Source organism: Pseudomonas sp. PSE14, from assembly GCF_029203285.1.
Classification (GTDB): Bacteria; Pseudomonadota; Gammaproteobacteria; order Pseudomonadales; family Pseudomonadaceae; genus Pseudomonas.
The window spans coordinates 3437780-3454141 of sequence record NZ_CP115669.1 but is presented as its reverse complement, the minus strand read 5'-3'; the positions used below and the strand labels follow the sequence as shown (position 1 = coordinate 3454141).

Sequence of the window (16362 nt, the reverse complement as noted above, 5' to 3'; positions counted from 1 at the left end):
GGGGTGGCTCCTGCAGGGATACAAGCGCACTCCGGTGATCCCCCGGATGACCTTTATTTAATCGACGCCGTGTACTAGCTTTCATGGGCTTTGTCGTTTCATTAGTGAGACAGCCGGACCGAGTCGACCCACTGGAAGGCGGTTGATTTCGAGTTTTGCGCAATGCACAAAACGGACCGGCTGACTGCATTGATCGGCTTTTCCCAATGCCGCCGATGAACGACAGATGACGGTGCGGCGACAGTACCGTAGCAGTGCCGCGTTGCAGCCTGAGGACAACACCCTGGCGCGTTGCCACCTCAGACACCGCAGAGTGAGGTGCAAGATGCGCGTCGTTCTGTACGGAGAGGATTCGCAGCGCCTTGGCCAGTCGTTACGCGAGCACGGCTTGCCGGAGCATGTCGATTTGTCTGGCAGCGGCGAAGGCCTGCAGGTGGTGGTGGTGTTCTCGCACGCCGATCGTGTGCGCACGGCGGCGAACCAGTGGCTGCGAGGCGTTTCGTTGCCGGATGCATTCATCGTTGGCTGCACCCGGGCTACCCGCAACTTCTGCTGCCCGGAGCCCTGGTGGCCTGCAGCGGTGTGCGACCTGGTCACGGCGTCCGACCACGAGGTGCTGCTGGGTGAGGTCGCGATGCGCCTGGCCCGCCTCGCGGAAATGGAGGAGGTGCTGACCTCCAACTGGCTCAGGAGACGAGCGGTCGGTGACTCACCCGTCTGGCGCAGCACCCTGCGCGCACTGACGGAAGTGGGGCGCTTCGGACACGGCACCTGCCTGCTGCTCGGCGAAAGCGGATGCGGCAAGGAGCTGCTGGCGCGGCTCATCCACGATCTGGATCGGGAGCGCCGACGCGGGCCCTTCATCGTGGTGGATTGCACCATCCTGAGCCCCGAGTTGGCGGGCAGCGAATTGTTCGGCCATGCCAAGGGCGCGTTCACCAACGCCGTCGCGGCGCGCGAAGGCGCGGTCGGTCTGGCTGACCACGGTACGCTGTTTCTCGATGAGGTCGGCGAACTCGAACTGCCGTTGCAGGCGCGACTGCTTCGCGTGATCCAGGAGCACGCCTACAAGCGGGTCGGGGAGGACAACTGGCGGCAGTCGGATTTCCGCCTCGTCTGTGCGACCAACCGCGATCTCGAGGCGGAAGTGGGCGCGGGGCGCTTTCGCAGCGACCTGTACTTCCGCATCACCCAATGGACGATACGTGCGCCCAGCCTTGCCGAGCGACGCGAAGACATTCCGTTGCTCGTCACGCACTTTCTCGCCGAGCAGGGCGATGCCGTGCCCGAGGTCATGCCGGAAGTGATGCGCAAACTGGTGAATGCCGAGTATCGCGGCAACGTGCGCGAGCTGCGCAACGTCGTGCGGCGCATGGCGGAGCGCCAGCGCGGCTTCTGCGTGCTGAGCACCGGCTGCCTCGATGGCCTCATGGTCGAAGCCGAGCGAGCGAATCAGGACCCCTGCTGGGAGAAGACCTTCGAGCGCGCCGTGGAGCGTGCGCTCGATGCCGGGCTGGGCCTGAAGCAGATCGGGCAGATCGCCGAGGCGCTGGCGGTCCAGGTCGCCGAGCGGCGTGCCGGGTCGACCGGTCGGGCCGCCGAACTGTTGCAGATCACGCCGCGCGCCTTGCAGCTGCGCCGGCAGATGCGCGGTCCGGAGACGACGGGTCAGTAAGGGCTTCGGCGCAAGGCCGCCGGGGCGACCGGTACGCGTGCCCGATTGATCAAGCGGATGGCGTTACCGCCGGCGATGTCCGCGAACCCGGCGGGCGTAGGCCGTAGCGCGCGGATTTTCGCCAGCTCGAGCCCGGGATGCAGCCACGGCCCATCGGAGCCGAACAGCAGCTTGCCGGGGCCGGCCCGGGCGAACGCCTCTTCGAGCAGATCGAAGCGCCGCACACCGGCGGTGTCCGCGAAAAGATTGGGGTGGCGGGCGATCAGGTCGATCACCTGTCGTTGCGCAGCCCAGTCGTCGGCGAAACTGCCCAGATGGGCGAACACGAAGGCGACATCCGGATGTGTCTGGGCCAGCAGGCTCAGCGCGCCCGTTTCACCGCCGGGGTCGTAGAGCACGGGCAGGCGCCAGTGCCTGGCGGCGTCGCAGACCTGGCGATGTAGGCGCGCATCGTGGCGATGGACTTTGATGCCGCGCAGGCCGAGCCGTACCACGGCCTCTTCGATCATGCGCTGCACGCGATCACGGTCGCGGTCCGCGTGCACCATGGCGAAACCGATCCAGCGACGTGGATTGGCACGCACGATGGCGGCGATCTCACGGTTGCCTCGCGCATAGTCGGACTGGAACACCGGCAGCAGCACCGAACGGGTGATGCCCGCCGCCTGCGCGCGTCGCACATAGGCATCGAGCGGCGCGCAGGTGTCCCAGGGCCCGGTCATGCCATCACCCTCGCCAGCATGGACATGGAAGTCGAGGATCATGATTCCCACTCGAATTGATCGCCGCTGCGCAGGATCAATTGGTTGTCGCTGATGTGACGAGAGGTCAGGCCGGCGGGCAGGAGATGGGTGATCGCCAGCTTGCCGGGGCCGACAACCAGCGGATTGTTCTGCAGCAGTTCGTTGGTCACGCGCCCCCTGAGCGCCCGCGCGAGCGTATGTTCGACGGCCGAGAGGTCCTTCGTGGGAACGTTGGTCACCCAGGCGGCGAGCCCTGAATCGCGATGCCGCTGCGAGCACCACAGGTGCTGTGCCAGGCGCCGTTTCAGGTTCACCGCCTGCCCGACGTAGACCGGCGTATCGCCGCGCCGCAGGATGTAGATGCCGGACCCGCTCGCCTCCTTCACCGCCGCGGCGAGGGTCGGATAGCGCACCCAGCTGAGGTCGATGGTTGCGGACCGGGTGGCCGTCTCGAACTCCAGCTCCGGCATGCCCCCTGTCCGTGGGTAAGCGGCCTGGGGCAGGGACTCGACGGAAAGGCCCAACAACGTCAGCACACCCTCCCTCTGCTGCGCGAGCAGACAGGCCTTGCAGCACGCACCGGTACTCTGGAAGCGCGCCGTGCCGATGTGCGGTTGGGTATTCACGCGCCGCGCGCGGGCGATGATCTGGCGCAGGTCCTGGAGCAGCACGTGGGGCGGCGTACCGGCAGGGTAGCGGCGCGTGTCGGCGAGCAGCCGCATGAAGCGACGCATGCGCCAGGGCGCGAGCTCCAGTGTTTCACCCTCCAAGGTTCTGAACATGGCTGGTTTCCTCCTTCGGTACGGGGCGGGCCGGATGTCCCCGGCGTTGCGGCAGTCCGGGGGCCAACGCATCCATGGCCGCGGTCAGCGCGTCGATGTCCGCCGTGCGATGGTTGGCCCGCACCACCAACGCCAGCGCATAGTGAGGCCCGTACTGGCGCAGCAGGGCGGTGCGAAAGCCGCGTGCGCGCAAGGTCGCGTGCAGACCCAGGGTTCGTTCGGCGCAGTCGAGGCGGATCTGCTGCAACGGATGAAAGCGCCGCAGTATCTGCAGGTCGGGCAAGCGGTGATGCATGAGCCAGCGCAGGCCGTCGTCGAGTCTTGCAATCCGGCGCGACAACGCTGCGCGCAGACGCTCGCCGTCACGCTGGTTGATCGCCAGTGCACTCATCGCGGCGAGCAGTGCGCTCTGGCTTGCGGTGCTGCAGTGCGATTGCGTCGGGCCAGCGCGTGCGATTTCGTTCACCAGGGCGGCGGGGCCACAGAGCGTGGCGAGTGGCGCGCCAAATGCCTTCGCCCACGAGGCGAGCAACAACACCGGTGCCGCCGGCACGATGTCCGCGTAGCACAGCAGGCCGCCGCCACCGCGTCCCCACGGATGCGATGCGCTAGGGCGCGCGCCCAGCAGGCCGAGCGTCTGGCTTTGATCGATGGCCAGCAATCCACGATGACGCTGGACGATTGCCAGGTAACGACCGATCGGCGTCGGCGAGCCTTCGATGCCGGTGGCGTCGACTATGACCGCCGGCGGCCGTGCGCGTGGTAATTGCCGCATCTGCCGCGCGAGATCGGCGGGGTCGCCGTGGCGGAACCAGGCGACCGGAACGCCGAGCCCCCTGATGCGCTCCAGCCCCCAACGCATCACCGGATAGAGCGCTTCGTCGGCGATGATCGCGTGGCTGCGCCCCAGCCGGTCGAACAGGTCGATCGACAGGTGCAGCGTCGACGGCGCCACCATGCCCGCCTCGCAGCCCTGGAGCACAGCCGCCTGTGCCGCCACCTCGCCCGAGAGCGGCGACACCGCGAGCGAGGCTGGCGTGCCCGTCGTGAGTGCGTCGTAGCCGCCGGTCTCCGAGGACGGATGCTGCATCCCCAGGTAGAGCGTGGAGGCGAAGTCGATCATGGCGCCATGCCCTGGCGCTCGACCTTCATCCCCTGCCGCGCGTGGAGGCGGCGCAACAGGTGAATGCCGGGCACCTGCACGTCGACCGGTTCGGCGCTCACGTCTATGCCGGTGACGGCGCGATAGGAGTGGATATACGTCTGGATCTCGGGGCGGAAGAACATGGCCCAGTTCGCCGCGTTGGTCGGGTCGTTGATCGCGTTCCAGTTGCCCCAGCGTATGGACGAGACGATCTGCTCGCCGGTCGTTGCCAGTTGCCAGAACTGGTAGGTGTTCGAGTCGCCCCAGCCTTGCAGCTTGCGCATGCTTTCCACCGAATGCATCCACGGCTCGGGGTAGGCGATCATCGCGCGGCGCGGCAGGAACTCGCGCATTTCCGGCCGGGCGAGAATCCACTGCTGCATCATCATCTCGATGCGCGAGGTGCTCGGCAGGTCGCGGAACTGGTTGTGGGCGCCTTCCGAAAGGATCAGGTGGACTTCGCGCAGTGCGTTGAGGAGCGGGAAACCGTCCGGCACCACGGTGGTGTCGTCGGTCTGGCGGAAGAACGGCACGCACTGGTTCAGCAGGGTATGGAAGGCCGCGAGGAACTTGCTGCGCACGTCCGCCGCCTGGGTGCTCGGTACGGCGCGGCCGAACAGGCGGAAGCCATATTCATGCTGGTATTCGGCGGCGCGGCGCTCGATCGGCAGGCGGTGCTGTTCGTCCTGGACCCAGCCCCAGATGACGTTGTTGAGCGGGCGCACGGCATCGAGCTCGAACTGGGCCAGCGGATCGCGGGGACCGCTGGACACATTCTGGAAACGGCGGGAAATCGCATTCATCGTCTGCACGAGCTGCATTTCCTCCATCCAATAGCTCCAGATCAGCTCGACGAGCGGAGGCCTGGTCAGCTTCGCCGAGTAGTCCTGGTTCAGGTGGGCCAGCCACAGGCAGGTTTCCCCGCAAAACAGGTTTTCCCTCCTGTCCGGGGAGTTCCAGGCCTCGTCCAGGGCGGCCTGGACGGGCGGCTCCGCGTCCGTACCCCGCAAGCCCTCGACCACGCGGGTGAGATAGGGAATGGTCGGTGGCGATGACGTGCCGAAGTACTGGCTGGCCATGGTCTCGACGAGCGCGTCCTGGCTGATGTCGATGCCGAGCCGCTCCGATGCGAGCCTGATGGCGGTCGTGTCCTTGCGGATCAGTTCGGCGACCGAATGGATGTTGCGCTTGTCCGGGACCACGCCGCCCCAGGTAACCACGAATGCCTCGGTGGCGACCTTGAGCGTGCGGTAGGCATCGGTGTCGGTGAAGGGCAGGAAGCGGCGGCGGCTCAGATGCTGAGCGCTTTCGAGCATTTCACGGCCTGCTCCGCTGTCGGAGCCGAACAGCAGCTCCAGTTGGGCCGTGTAGTTTTCCCAACTGAGGTTGTCGGCGTTCATCTTGATCATCAGCCACAGCGCCACGTCACCGGTCAGCGGGCGAGTCGTCCTTTGCAGCGTGATCGGGTTCCTGACCTTGTAGCTGCCTGACGGCAGCGGGGCTGAGTTCGGTTCGTAGAGGGTGTTGTCGGACGGGGGAGGGTTGTCGTCACCGTCCCCGTCGCCCGTGCCAGGGCTCGCGGTCTCGGCAGACGAGGGTTCGGGGATCCTGCCGACGAGGGTGACGCTGCTCGCGCCGGCCAATTGCAGGAGGATGGTGGTTTTGACTTCGCGCGTGGACTGACTGAAGTCGACGAGATCTTCCAGTATCTGGTCGAGATTCTTTGCCAGTGTGGGCCACCGGATCTCCTTCTTGTTCCTGCCGAGGCTCAGGGTGATCTCGAGCTCCGAGCCCGCGTCTTCCGGGCTGAATTCGCCGCCGAAGACGTTCGGGTTCGCCGTCACCGTGATTCCGGGAGCTTCATACGCCTCTATGTTGGGAAAAATCGCGAAGGACTTCCCGTGGTCGGTCATCGGGATGCTGGTCAGCTTGAAGCTGACGTTGAATTTGTTGCTCATCGTTCGTCTCCTTACGGGTCAGACATTGGATGCAAACGGAATCGACCCCGCCTTGCGCTGGTTCAGCACCACGCTCAACTGGGCACTGCCGGCGCTCCATGGCAGGTAGCCGGCCAGCGCCCAGCGTTGCAGCAGTTCGGCGATGACCTTCAGCTCCTGGCTGGCCGGCAACAGTCCGCTGAAGCGCGCCTGGCCCAGTACCGCGAAGGCGAGCGTCGGGGTGTCGGCGAGAAGCTGCTGCGGCCGTGCCTTCACTCGCTCCCACAGGGCAAGCAGTTGTCGTGGATGCCGTCCCGGCAGGCTGAGCGCCCGGCCTACGCTGCGCCCGCCCAGGCTCGCTGGGCGCAGTGCGAGCAATGCGGCAACGAACTGCGGAATGGCCTGGTCGAGCATCTCGAACGCGCCGCGCTGGCTGGCGCTCATCTGCGTACGCGGGTAGAGCCGTTCCCACATCTGCTCCAGGTCCGCCCACTGCGGGTCCGGGTAGAGCGCCCGGCCCATGGCGACGGACAACTTGACGCGAATCCAGGGTGCCGGATGCGGGTCGTCCAGGTTGATGCGCAGGACGAAGGCGCGCGGCAGGCTCACCACGCTGATCAGCCCGCAGGTTGCGCTGATGCCCACCCTCGAAACGGCCCAGAGATCCGCGACGATCTCGCTGATCCAGCGATCCCATGCGCGCCACCAGGGTGGCCCCTGGGAGACGTTGGCTGCCGTCGCCCGGCGATAGCTGTTGGCAAGATCGAGCAGCGCCGACGCCTGGTGCCCGACTTCATGGAACAGCGACGCGGCGATGCCGGTGCCGACCATGCGTTCGCGCGGAATGCGGATCACGGCCACCGGGTTGGCCCCGCCTCCCGGCAAACGCGTGCGTGCGCGCCTGATTGCGCCGCCGTGTCCGCGTTCCACGTAGCAGATCACCGGCGGCGCCTGCAGGTTCACGCCCGGCTGCTTGAGGCCATCCTGGGCGGCGACGTCCAGTCCCGACAGCCAGATTCCCGTGCCGTGCTGACTGCGCTGCGTGAGCACTTCGGCGAAGATCTCGAAGTGCGTGAGCGACGCGTGGAAGTACAGCTTCAGGAGCGCGTAGTGGCGCTGCGCGAGTGCGATGTTCTGCGGCGTCGAGCGCAGACTGCGCAACCGCTGCAGGAAGCTCGCGATACGCACGCGCAACTGCTGGCGCGCCGCCTGCATGTGGCGCTCGATCGCCGACATGGCTTCGTCACTCACATTGGCCGCCGGAACCATCGGCATCTGCAGGGCATAGGGCAACTGCGCATCGAGACGTGCGCGTATGCCGAGCACTTCCTGTTCGATCAGCCGCAAGGCCATGGTGCACGCGTTCATCGCGCTCACCTCCCGAGGGGTCTCAATAACCAGGTCGAGGCGCGACGAGATACAGGATGATCGTGCGGCCGCTGCGTGAACGGCGCCAGACGCCGCTGCTCGGTACGTTCGCAGCCTGGCTCTGCGCACTCCCGCAATTTGGGCAGCTCGCCGAGGCGTCCGTCATCCCCTGGGCATTGGGTCTGGGCACTCCATAGGCGGGCACCGGCGTACCCACGGACGCGCCGGCCGGGCCGAAGATCGGCGTGGCGCTCTGGCGTGCCGCGGCAATGCCGGTGCGTGCGATCTGTCGCATGACGGGCAGGAGGCCCGGTGCGACCTGGTTGGCCCCGCGCAGGAAGGCGATGCGTGCGGCCCGCGATGGTGGGACGTTCGGCGGCATGCTCACCAGGTGATTGGCCGCGTGCTGGCCGATACGTACGAGACGGCGCGCCACCTCGAATTCGCGGTCCTCGTTGCTGAGCCCTTCCAGTTCGAGCCCGACCGCGCTGCCGGCCATGCTGGCCAGCTTGCCGCCGATCACGCCGCCCGCGCCGGGCACGATGAGGTTGCCCAGGGCACCGCCGACCACCGGCAGCGCCGACTTCACCGCCGAGCGCAGGATGCCGCCGAGCGCCTTGCCCGCCGAGGATTTTGCGAAGTTGGTCGCGACCCGGCCCACGGACTTGATGAGGCCGCCGAGGAACTGTTCCATCTGCTGCTCGTTGTTGACCGAGAGCAGCTCGGCGGCGAGTTCGAGCTCCTGCATCTCGCCCGAGACCTCGGTCTCGAATTCGTTTTCAAACTCGTTCTCGAACTCGGTTTCGGCGTATCCGAGTTGCGACTCGAACTCGAATTCGCCTGCCAATTCCTGGCCGAACTCGCCAGCCAGCTCCTGTTCGAACTCGTTGTAGCCAGGCCCCCAACCGCCCGGTCTGGATGTGCCGATGTCGTGCATGTCCTTCTCCTTGAATCAGGTTGGCGAGATTGGTCCCGCGAAGGAGAAAGTGCAGAGAGCGTGCCAGGCGTGCGCTACGGCGCGCAGGCCGGCGGGGCAGGGGGTTCGCGCATTGGCGATGGGGCGGAGGGCGAAGCGCGCTTCGCATTGGGCGGCAACGGGACGGGAGACGCGAAGCACCCTTCGCGTTCGCCGGCCGATGTCCGCCACTGGCCGGTTTCTGCCCCTGATGAGAGGCCGATACCGACCCATAGCGGACGTTCAGCCTGGGTAACTTAGCGCTTGATTGGCCGTTCTTTGGGCGTCGTGCCTACAACTTGGTCTTCGCCACGAGCCAATCGGCGCTGGCAAAAGGCGGTCTAGCCAACCCACAACAGTTCCGCTGAGACCGCCACATAGGAGGCATTGAAGGGAGGCAGAATCTTATCCAGGTCATTCGCGGAGGCTGTTGTCCATTCAATTAGCGCAGCTCCGATTAGCCCACCCAGAACGAGAATTACAGAAACCATACAGGTACAGGTTTCGCTCAAAAACTTTCACGATGGAGCTATTCTCCCTTGGGGGAGTTCGTGTGGTTCTACTTCGGGGCGAAGTGGCCGGCGAACCATATCGGACGAGAGCATGGGATGTCGGAGCGTGATGCTCGGCAATTGATCAAGGCAGGGGTCGCCTGGATTGACGCATCACTTTTGAGCAGGGAAAGTCAGGTGCCCGAACCGCTGAAATCTCATTCATGCTAATTCGACCTTCCACACGCATTGATATCCCAGCTCTTCGCGAACTGTTCCTTCAATCGCGGCAGGCAGCGTTCAGTTGGAAACTACCATCAGCGCATACGCTTCTTGATTTCGACAGAGAGACCGATGGTGAATGGCAGATGGTGGCTCTCGATGGGACGCGCGTGATCGGATTTGTTTCTGTTTGGGGTGCCGACGACTTCATTCATCATCTACACGTCCATCCGCAGTTCTTGCGCCGGGGCATTGGACGGGCACTCCTTCAAGCGCTGCCAGGCTGGCCCATGAAGCCTTATCGGTTGAAGTGCGTCTCTCTCAACACTGCTGCTCTAGAGTTTTACTATCACAATGGTTTTAGACCCATCGGAAGCGGCATGGCAGACGATTTCGAATATGTGTTGCTTGAATCGGGACGCGGTGGCGACACTGCATAGTGCCGACCCGTCCTGCATCGAAGCCGATCTCAACCCGTTAAACGCGCTTCTCCAATGAAGCTGCTACCGACCCTTTTCAGCCATTCGGGAGTTGCAGAATCCGGCCAGAAGCAGACGTTTAGAGTAGAGAAAATAAGTCTGCCCCCTTTCTCTTGCTGATGCCAAGCAGTCGATCTTTGCCACCGGAGCTGTACTGCCTCGGCGTCAACCCTAGCGAGGCAGCAAACTGTCGACCGTTGGCAAACTGGCGGGCGTCACCGATGGCCGCAATGAATGCGGTGGCGATCATCGGGCCGACGCCGCGCAGTTGTTGCAGGCTCTGAGCGCCTCGGCTCATTGGCGGCGATCACGGATATATTGTCATCGAGCTCCTTCACCCGTTCATCTAATATGAGCGAATCACGCCATTCCCGTTCGCATCATGCAAGAGATAGTAGGCATAAGGGCTGAAGGCATGTTTACGCATCAGCAGTCCGGCAGTTCACGGCTCAATCGCTCATATTCTGCTTCGCTGATGCTTTGCGAGCCCCCAGCAGGAAGCCCTGCAGCATTGGCATCACCACATCCGCGACTATAACACTATGGACGACGCCCATTGTCATTGCTTAAACGGCACCGAATTCAATCTTTCGCTTGCATGAGCAAGGCCTAGTTTGATATATATTTAAATTGGTTCAGGATGAGCCCTTCTTCGTCAGCTTATATTATTTAAGGATAAATAATGAAGCCTGCACTATCCGCTTGCAATTCATCTTCAAAGCACCACTCGCACCCGTGGCTTCATACTTTCTATCAGCAAGTAACTGAGACCCTTATACACCCAAATAAACAAACTCCACACCCAGTGGAGTTATTTTCAATCCCATGAAATGGAATTCGCAATGAAGTTTAATACCTCCACAGCCATATTTATGGCGTCTAGCATTCTCTCAGCCACCTGCATTGCAACGGAAACCAAGAATCTTGAATGCGAATATTTCAGCCAGGAGCTCTCCAAGAGCAAAAATACCTGCGAAGATTCAAGGTTATTTTGCAAGCTAAACTACATCAACGGCAAGGACCAAGACTATCAAGATGTTGACCTAGATGGCGACGGTGTGGCAGACGAAGTTGTTCAGTCTTGCGGAGCCAGTGCGGACTCACCATGTTCCTTGTATGTCACTCCATCCAAATCCAAGAAACAGTACATCTACCAGAGCCAAGATCGCTTTTACATGTTTTCATACAAAAACAGCTATTTCATAATAACCAACAACCCAATGACTACCAATCTCCCAGAGAAGAAAGGGAGAAGAAACATCCTAAAGGTTACCGACCAAGATGTGACCCTTTACTGCGAAGGATTGTGACATGCTGACTCAAAACCTCACTCATCAGCAGTATATAGCTCTTATAATGAATATCATTCCAACGCTTGAGGGACTGATCTCTCAGCCTAAGGATCTTGGCGACGGAGAAATAACCATAGGATATGGATACACATTCGCCCGCAACAACAACCTTAGTCTTTGGACTCAAGCTGACATTCAATTAACCACAGAGCAGACCAGCACACTCAAGACTATCGACAGTGCGCCTGACAAGAACACTAAAAACCTTCTTGCGTCTGAATTTCAAGTCACCATCACCAAAGAGCAGGCTACTCGACTTCTCGAATTTACCTATCAAGAATATGACACCAAGCTCGACACTCTAGGAATTCCAGAATCGAATGAACGAGCTGCGCTTCTTTCAATTCTCTACAACCTAGGGAAAAATTCTTTATCTAACATGCCATCTTTAGTTAACGCTATAAACGGCGGAAATCGTGTAGAGGCTTGGTTTCAGATTCGCTACAACACTAACGGTGGAAGCAATGAACAATTCAAAGAGGGCATTGCAAAGCGACGCTTTCTCGAGTCCGAGCTATTTGGACTCTACGACAGCAGCCCCGCCCTCACTCAAGCAGAGAATATTTATACCAAATTGACCATCAACAGGGATAAAATTTTTACCTATGAAGCCCGATATGGACAGCCTGCTGACGGAAGCACATCTCAGCTAAACTTGATCTCCCTTGCAAATGTAGATTATAGCGATTCAGGAATCACTGTATCCACATTAAAAGATATCTTAACCCCTGCACGCAACGCCATCATCGCAGACCTTAACACTCGTCTTCCGCCTGGAGCTCCTCTCTTAATAGCTGAGAACTACAACCCTGCTTCGCTTATGCTTCGCAACGACGCAATAACCTCAGCCGACCTTTTGGATGGAGCATTTTACGACAGCAAGCTAGGCACCATTTCTAATAACATTTTGATCGGAAGATCTGACAGGATTAGCTACCTTACAGGTGGCGCCGGAAGTGATATTTTGGTTGGCGGCGACAAAGTTGACAATCTAAATGGCGGCGCAGGCGCTGACTTTCTCTATGGAGGGAAAGGAATCGATCAGTATAGGGTGGATATTCAGGATACCATAAATGACGGACCAACTGGAGATGGGCTAGTTCTCCTTGGTGGTCAGATTATTCAGGGCGGTACTATTGATGCGGCCAGCCCCTCTGGAAAACTCTATAAGGATGCCAATGGCCACACTTATCAATGGTCTGACAGCGTATTAGTAATTGATGGCGGCCTGACCATCCAAAACTTTTTCAATGGTGCTCTTGGGATTACGCTAAGAAATACGGACGGCTCTGTCGCTCAAAGTACGATCGCATTGATCGATGCAATGGCAGCTTTCTCGCCTGAAGTATCATCGAGTGATCTTGGAGTCAATACACCCAACCTTGCGCCCTCATTGCTGATAGGAGTGGATGGGACGGCTTAATTCCAACATTAGTGAAGGTCACTTATGGATCTTCACTAAACTGCTCCAATTAGCTCCCATCCTGACCTCCATACCTGACAGAACAATCCGGACGTTCGAAATGCAAGATACAACCCCCTCATCGCAAATAGATATCGCTAATACCGATACTGGACTGTCAGCTCTCGTAATTCTTGCTAGATTTCATGGGATTCCAGCTTCGCTGGACCAATTAATACATGAGTTCGCCACACCAAGCCAACGCAGCGGAACTGCAGAAATCATTCTAGCAGCCCAAAAATTAAACTTAGATGCCAAGTATGTGCGAATAACTCCTGATCGCCTGCCCCATACACCTCTTCCTGCTATCGCTCGCAATACCAATGGTGAATTCTTTATAATTGCCAAAGTTTCTGACCGAAAGGTATTGGTGCAAACGACAAGTGGATTGCCGCCGCAAATTATTGACTTAGATTACCTTTTAATTTTCTGGAGCGGCGAACTGATATTGTGCCGATCCACAGAATTCAGTTTGAGGGGAACATCTCGCTTTGATTTCACCTGGTTTATTCCGGTCGTCGTCAAGTACCGCAAGTTGCTGGGCGAGGTGCTAGTCGCTTCTTTCGTCCTGCAGATATTCGCCCTACTGACCCCGTTGTTCTTCCAGGTGGTGATGGACAAGGTGCTGGTGCACCGCGGTCTTTCCACCCTGGACGTCCTGGCGGTCGGCCTGCTCGGCATCATGCTCTTCGAGACGCTGCTCAGTGGACTGCGAAGCTACGTATTCGCCCATACCGCCAGCCGAATCGATGTGGAACTCGGAGCACGGCTGTTCCGTCACCTGATCAGTCTACCGCTCGCATACTTCCAGGCGCGCCGGGTCGGGGATTCGGTGGCGCGGGTACGCGAGCTGGAAAACATCCGCAGCTTCCTTACCGGTAATGCCATCACCCTGCTGCTCGACGTGCTGTTCTCGGTGGTGTTTGTGGCGGTGATGTTCTTCTACAGCGGCTGGCTGACCCTGGTGGTGATCCTCTCGCTGCCGTTGTACTTCGTGCTCTCGCTATGCATAACGCCGCTGCTGCGTGCCCGGGTACAGGAGAGCTTCAGCCGAGGAGCGGAAAACCAGTCGTTCCTGGTCGAGTCGATTAACGGCATCGATACCCTCAAATCCATGGCAGTTGAGCCGCAAGTCACCCGTAAATGGGATAACCAACTGGCGGCCTACGTGTCAGCCAGCTTCAAGACCCAGACCCTCTCCACTTTTGCCAACGAAGGCGTGTCGCTGATCGGCAAGCTGGTGACCGTCGCCACGCTCTGGCTCGGTGCGCGGTTGGTGATCGACGGGCAACTCACCGTTGGCCAGCTGGTGGCCTTCAACATGCTCGCCGGGCGGGTGGCTCAGCCGATCATGCGCCTGGCGCAACTCTGGACCAATTTCCAGCAGACCGGGGTTTCCGTGCAGCGCCTAGGCGACATTCTCAACAGCCAGACCGAACTGACCCAGGCCACCCGCAGCTCGCTGCCGGCACTTCGCGGCCAGGTGGAGTTCGACCAGGTGCATTTCCGTTATCGTCCGGATGGCTCCGAAGTGCTACGCGGAATCAGCCTTGCGATCCGTCCTGGAGAAGTGATCGGCATCGTGGGTCGCTCCGGCTCTGGCAAGAGCACGCTGACTCGGCTGCTCCAGCGCCTCTACGTGCCTGAGCGCGGGCGCGTACTGGTGGACGGCATGGACCTGGCGCTGGCCGATGTCAGCTCGTTGCGCCGACAGATCGGTGTGGTCCTGCAGGACAATCTGCTGTTCAACCGCAGCATTCGCGAGAACATCGCCCTGACTGACCCTGGCGCGCCCATGGAGGCGGTGATCCAGGCGGCCCGCCTGGCCGGCGCCCACGAGTTCATCCTCGAACTGCCCGAAGGCTATGACACTCTGGTTGGCGAACACGGTTCCTCGCTTTCCGGTGGACAGCGACAGCGCATTGCCATTGCGAGAGCGCTAATCGGCAATCCGCGCATTCTGATCTTCGATGAAGCGACCAGCGCTCTGGACTACGAGTCTGAGCGGGTCATCCAGCAGAACATGAAAGCCATCTGCCAGGGCCGCACCGTGCTGATCATCGCCCATCGACTGAGTGCCGTTCGGGATGCGAACCGAATCATCGTCATGGACCGTGGGCAGATCGTCGAGCAGGGTACTCATGGGGAACTGCTCACCCTCCAGGCAGGCCATTACTCACGCCTGCATCGTTTGCAGCAAGGAGGCCAGGTATGAGCGCCCGACCCGAGTTGCTCAAGCGCTACCGGCGCACCTGGAGCCACGCTTGGCGTAACCGCAAGCAGATGGATGCACCTCCAAGGCTGCCCCATGAGGTGCAGTTCCTGCCGGCCGCGCTGTCGCTGCAGGAGCAGCCGGTGCACCCTGCGGCGCGCTATATCAAGTGGGCGATCATGGCGTTCTCGGCACTGGCGCTGCTCTGGGCCTGCCTGGGCAAGATCGACGTCGTCGCCACGGCCCAGGGCAAGATCGTTCCCAGCGGCAAGACCAAGGTCATCCAGCCCAGCGAAGTTGCGGTGGTGAAGGATATCCACGTCTACGATGGCCAACAGGTCAAGGCCGGCGACTTGCTGGTGGAACTGGACGCCAGCCAGACTGGCGCCGATGTCGAGCGTCTGAAGACCGACTTGCAGGCGGCGCGTATCGACGCTGCCCGCGCGGCTGCATTGCTGGAGTCCATTCGCAGTGGCCAGCCGCCACAGTCGCTGGGTTCTCGATTGCTTGGTGTCAGCGAGGAGGAGCGTCAGGCCGCCCAGCTCTGGCTGCAAGGCCAGTACCTCGAGCTGCGCAGTAATGTCGACCAGGCCCAGGCGATGATCGATCAGCGGGCCGCGGAAATTCGCGCGGCCCAAGCCACTGTTGAGTCCCTGCGTAAGACGCTGCCCATCGCCGAGCAATTGGCCGGGGACTACAAACGCCTGCTGGATCGTAACTTCGTTGCCAAGCACGCCTGGCTGGAAAAGGAGCAGGCGCTCTTGGATCAGCAGCGCGAACTGGCCGTACAACAGGCGCGCGTCCTTGAAATGGATGCCTCCCAGCGTGAAGCCGAGCAGCGCCGTGAAAGCGTCATCGCCCAGACCCGGCGCGCCATGCTCGACCTGCAGCATGAGTCCGAGCAGAAGGCCGCCGGTTTCGCCCAAGAGCTGCTTAAAGCTGAACAACGGGACCGCCTGACCCGTCTGACCGCACCGGTCGATGGCACCGTCCAGCAATTGGCCATCCATACCAACGGTGGCGTCGTCACCGAGGCACAGCCACTCATGGTCATCGTCCCCAAGGATCAGCCGGTAGAGGTCGAGGCGATGCTGGAAAACAAGGACATCGGCTTTGTTCGGCCTGGCCAGGAAGTGGAGATCAAGGTGGAGACTTTCACTTTCACCAAATACGGCGTGGTGCATGGTCGGGTGATCAGTATTTCCGATGATGCCATTGAGGATGAAAAGCGCGGGTTGCTTTACAGCATGCGTATCCAGTTGGGGCAGAACCATATTCGCGTGGGCGATCGGGATATTCCGTTGACGCCTGGGATGGCGGTGAGTGCGGAGGTTAAGACTGATAAACGGAAAGTGATCGAATACTTCCTGACCCCATTAAAGCAGTATGTGAATGAGAGCTTGGTGGAGCGTTAATCTATGCACTAACGATGAAATCCCCCCACCACGAAACCTAGTGACGCTAGCAAAGGACAGTGGAATACCGGAGCCAGCTCCACCGACGAGGATATGGCGCGAAAGCCTTGCTTGCATTAGCCGCC

At 60.7% G+C, this 16362-nt stretch carries 12 protein-coding genes and 2 pseudogenes; 7 read left to right on the top strand and 7 right to left on the bottom strand.

Annotation, left to right across the window (positions count from 1 at the left end; genetic code table 11):
- The first annotated feature begins 325 nt into the window (after positions 1-325).
- Positions 326-1675 (top strand): sigma 54-interacting transcriptional regulator, encoded by a 1350-nt coding sequence (locus tag O6P39_RS15730; protein WP_275607437.1) that lies wholly within the window; start codon positions 326-328, stop codon positions 1673-1675.
- On the opposite strand, the gene O6P39_RS15725 is transcribed toward O6P39_RS15730, so the two are convergent.
- The 6 genes from O6P39_RS15725 to O6P39_RS15700 are packed head-to-tail and all read right to left on the bottom strand — an operon-like array spanning position 1669 to position 8586.
- Positions 1669-2439 (bottom strand): amidohydrolase family protein, encoded by a 771-nt coding sequence (locus O6P39_RS15725; RefSeq protein ID WP_275607436.1) that lies wholly within the window; start codon positions 2437-2439, stop codon positions 1669-1671. The two genes, O6P39_RS15730 and O6P39_RS15725, sit on opposite strands and share 7 nt — an antisense overlap.
- Positions 2436-3200, bottom strand: coding sequence for a GIY-YIG nuclease family protein (locus O6P39_RS15720; protein WP_275607435.1), 765 nt, complete (start codon positions 3198-3200; stop codon positions 2436-2438). Before O6P39_RS15720 ends, O6P39_RS15725 begins: the two co-directional genes overlap by 4 nt.
- Entirely contained in the window at positions 3178-4323 is a 1146-nt protein-coding gene (locus tag O6P39_RS15715) for an aminotransferase class I/II-fold pyridoxal phosphate-dependent enzyme (RefSeq protein ID WP_275607434.1), read from the bottom strand. Before O6P39_RS15715 ends, O6P39_RS15720 begins: the two co-directional genes overlap by 23 nt.
- Entirely contained in the window at positions 4320-6302 is a 1983-nt protein-coding gene (locus O6P39_RS15710; RefSeq protein WP_275607433.1) for a hypothetical protein, read from the bottom strand. Before O6P39_RS15710 ends, O6P39_RS15715 begins: the two co-directional genes overlap by 4 nt.
- 18 nt (positions 6303-6320) lie before the next feature.
- Complete coding sequence (locus O6P39_RS15705; RefSeq protein WP_275607432.1) at positions 6321-7649, bottom strand: hypothetical protein; 1329 nt, start codon at positions 7647-7649, stop codon at positions 6321-6323.
- Between the two features lie 22 nt (positions 7650-7671).
- Positions 7672-8586: a hypothetical protein gene (locus tag O6P39_RS15700; protein ID WP_275607431.1), complete on the bottom strand. Its 915-nt coding sequence runs from the start codon at positions 8584-8586 to the stop codon at positions 7672-7674.
- A gap of 557 nt (positions 8587-9143) precedes the next feature.
- On the opposite strand from O6P39_RS15700, the pseudogene O6P39_RS15695 reads away from it, so the two are divergent.
- Together O6P39_RS15695 and O6P39_RS15690 are read left to right on the top strand one after the other, a co-directional pair.
- Positions 9144-9326, top strand: a pseudogene (locus tag O6P39_RS15695) (hypothetical protein); the annotation flags it as partial.
- Positions 9320-9757 carry a GNAT family N-acetyltransferase gene (locus O6P39_RS15690; protein ID WP_275607430.1) on the top strand — a complete coding sequence of 146 codons (438 nt, stop codon included), beginning with the start codon at positions 9320-9322 and terminating at the stop codon, positions 9755-9757. The pseudogene O6P39_RS15695 and the gene O6P39_RS15690, both read left to right, overlap by 7 nt.
- A gap of 148 nt (positions 9758-9905) precedes the next feature.
- Here O6P39_RS15690 and O6P39_RS15685 read toward each other — a convergent pair.
- Positions 9906-10079 (bottom strand): annotated as a pseudogene (locus tag O6P39_RS15685) (transposase); the annotation flags it as partial.
- 559 nt (positions 10080-10638) lie between these two features.
- Between O6P39_RS15685 and O6P39_RS15680 the strand changes: the two are divergent.
- The 4 genes from O6P39_RS15680 to O6P39_RS15665 all read left to right on the top strand — a co-directional run bounded on the left by O6P39_RS15680 (position 10639) and on the right by O6P39_RS15665 (position 16237).
- Positions 10639-11106 (top strand): hypothetical protein, encoded by a 468-nt coding sequence (locus O6P39_RS15680; RefSeq protein WP_275607429.1) that lies wholly within the window; start codon positions 10639-10641, stop codon positions 11104-11106.
- 1 nt (position 11107) lies between these two features.
- Entirely contained in the window at positions 11108-12571 is a 1464-nt protein-coding gene (locus tag O6P39_RS15675) for a hypothetical protein (protein ID WP_275607428.1), read from the top strand.
- Between the two features lie 100 nt (positions 12572-12671).
- Positions 12672-14825 carry a type I secretion system permease/ATPase gene (locus O6P39_RS15670; protein WP_275607427.1) on the top strand — a complete coding sequence of 718 codons (2154 nt, stop codon included), beginning with the start codon at positions 12672-12674 and terminating at the stop codon, positions 14823-14825.
- Complete coding sequence (locus O6P39_RS15665) at positions 14822-16237, top strand: HlyD family type I secretion periplasmic adaptor subunit (protein WP_275607426.1); 1416 nt, start codon at positions 14822-14824, stop codon at positions 16235-16237. The genes O6P39_RS15670 and O6P39_RS15665 overlap by 4 nt, the downstream gene beginning before the upstream one ends.
- Positions 16238-16362 lie beyond the last annotated feature (125 nt).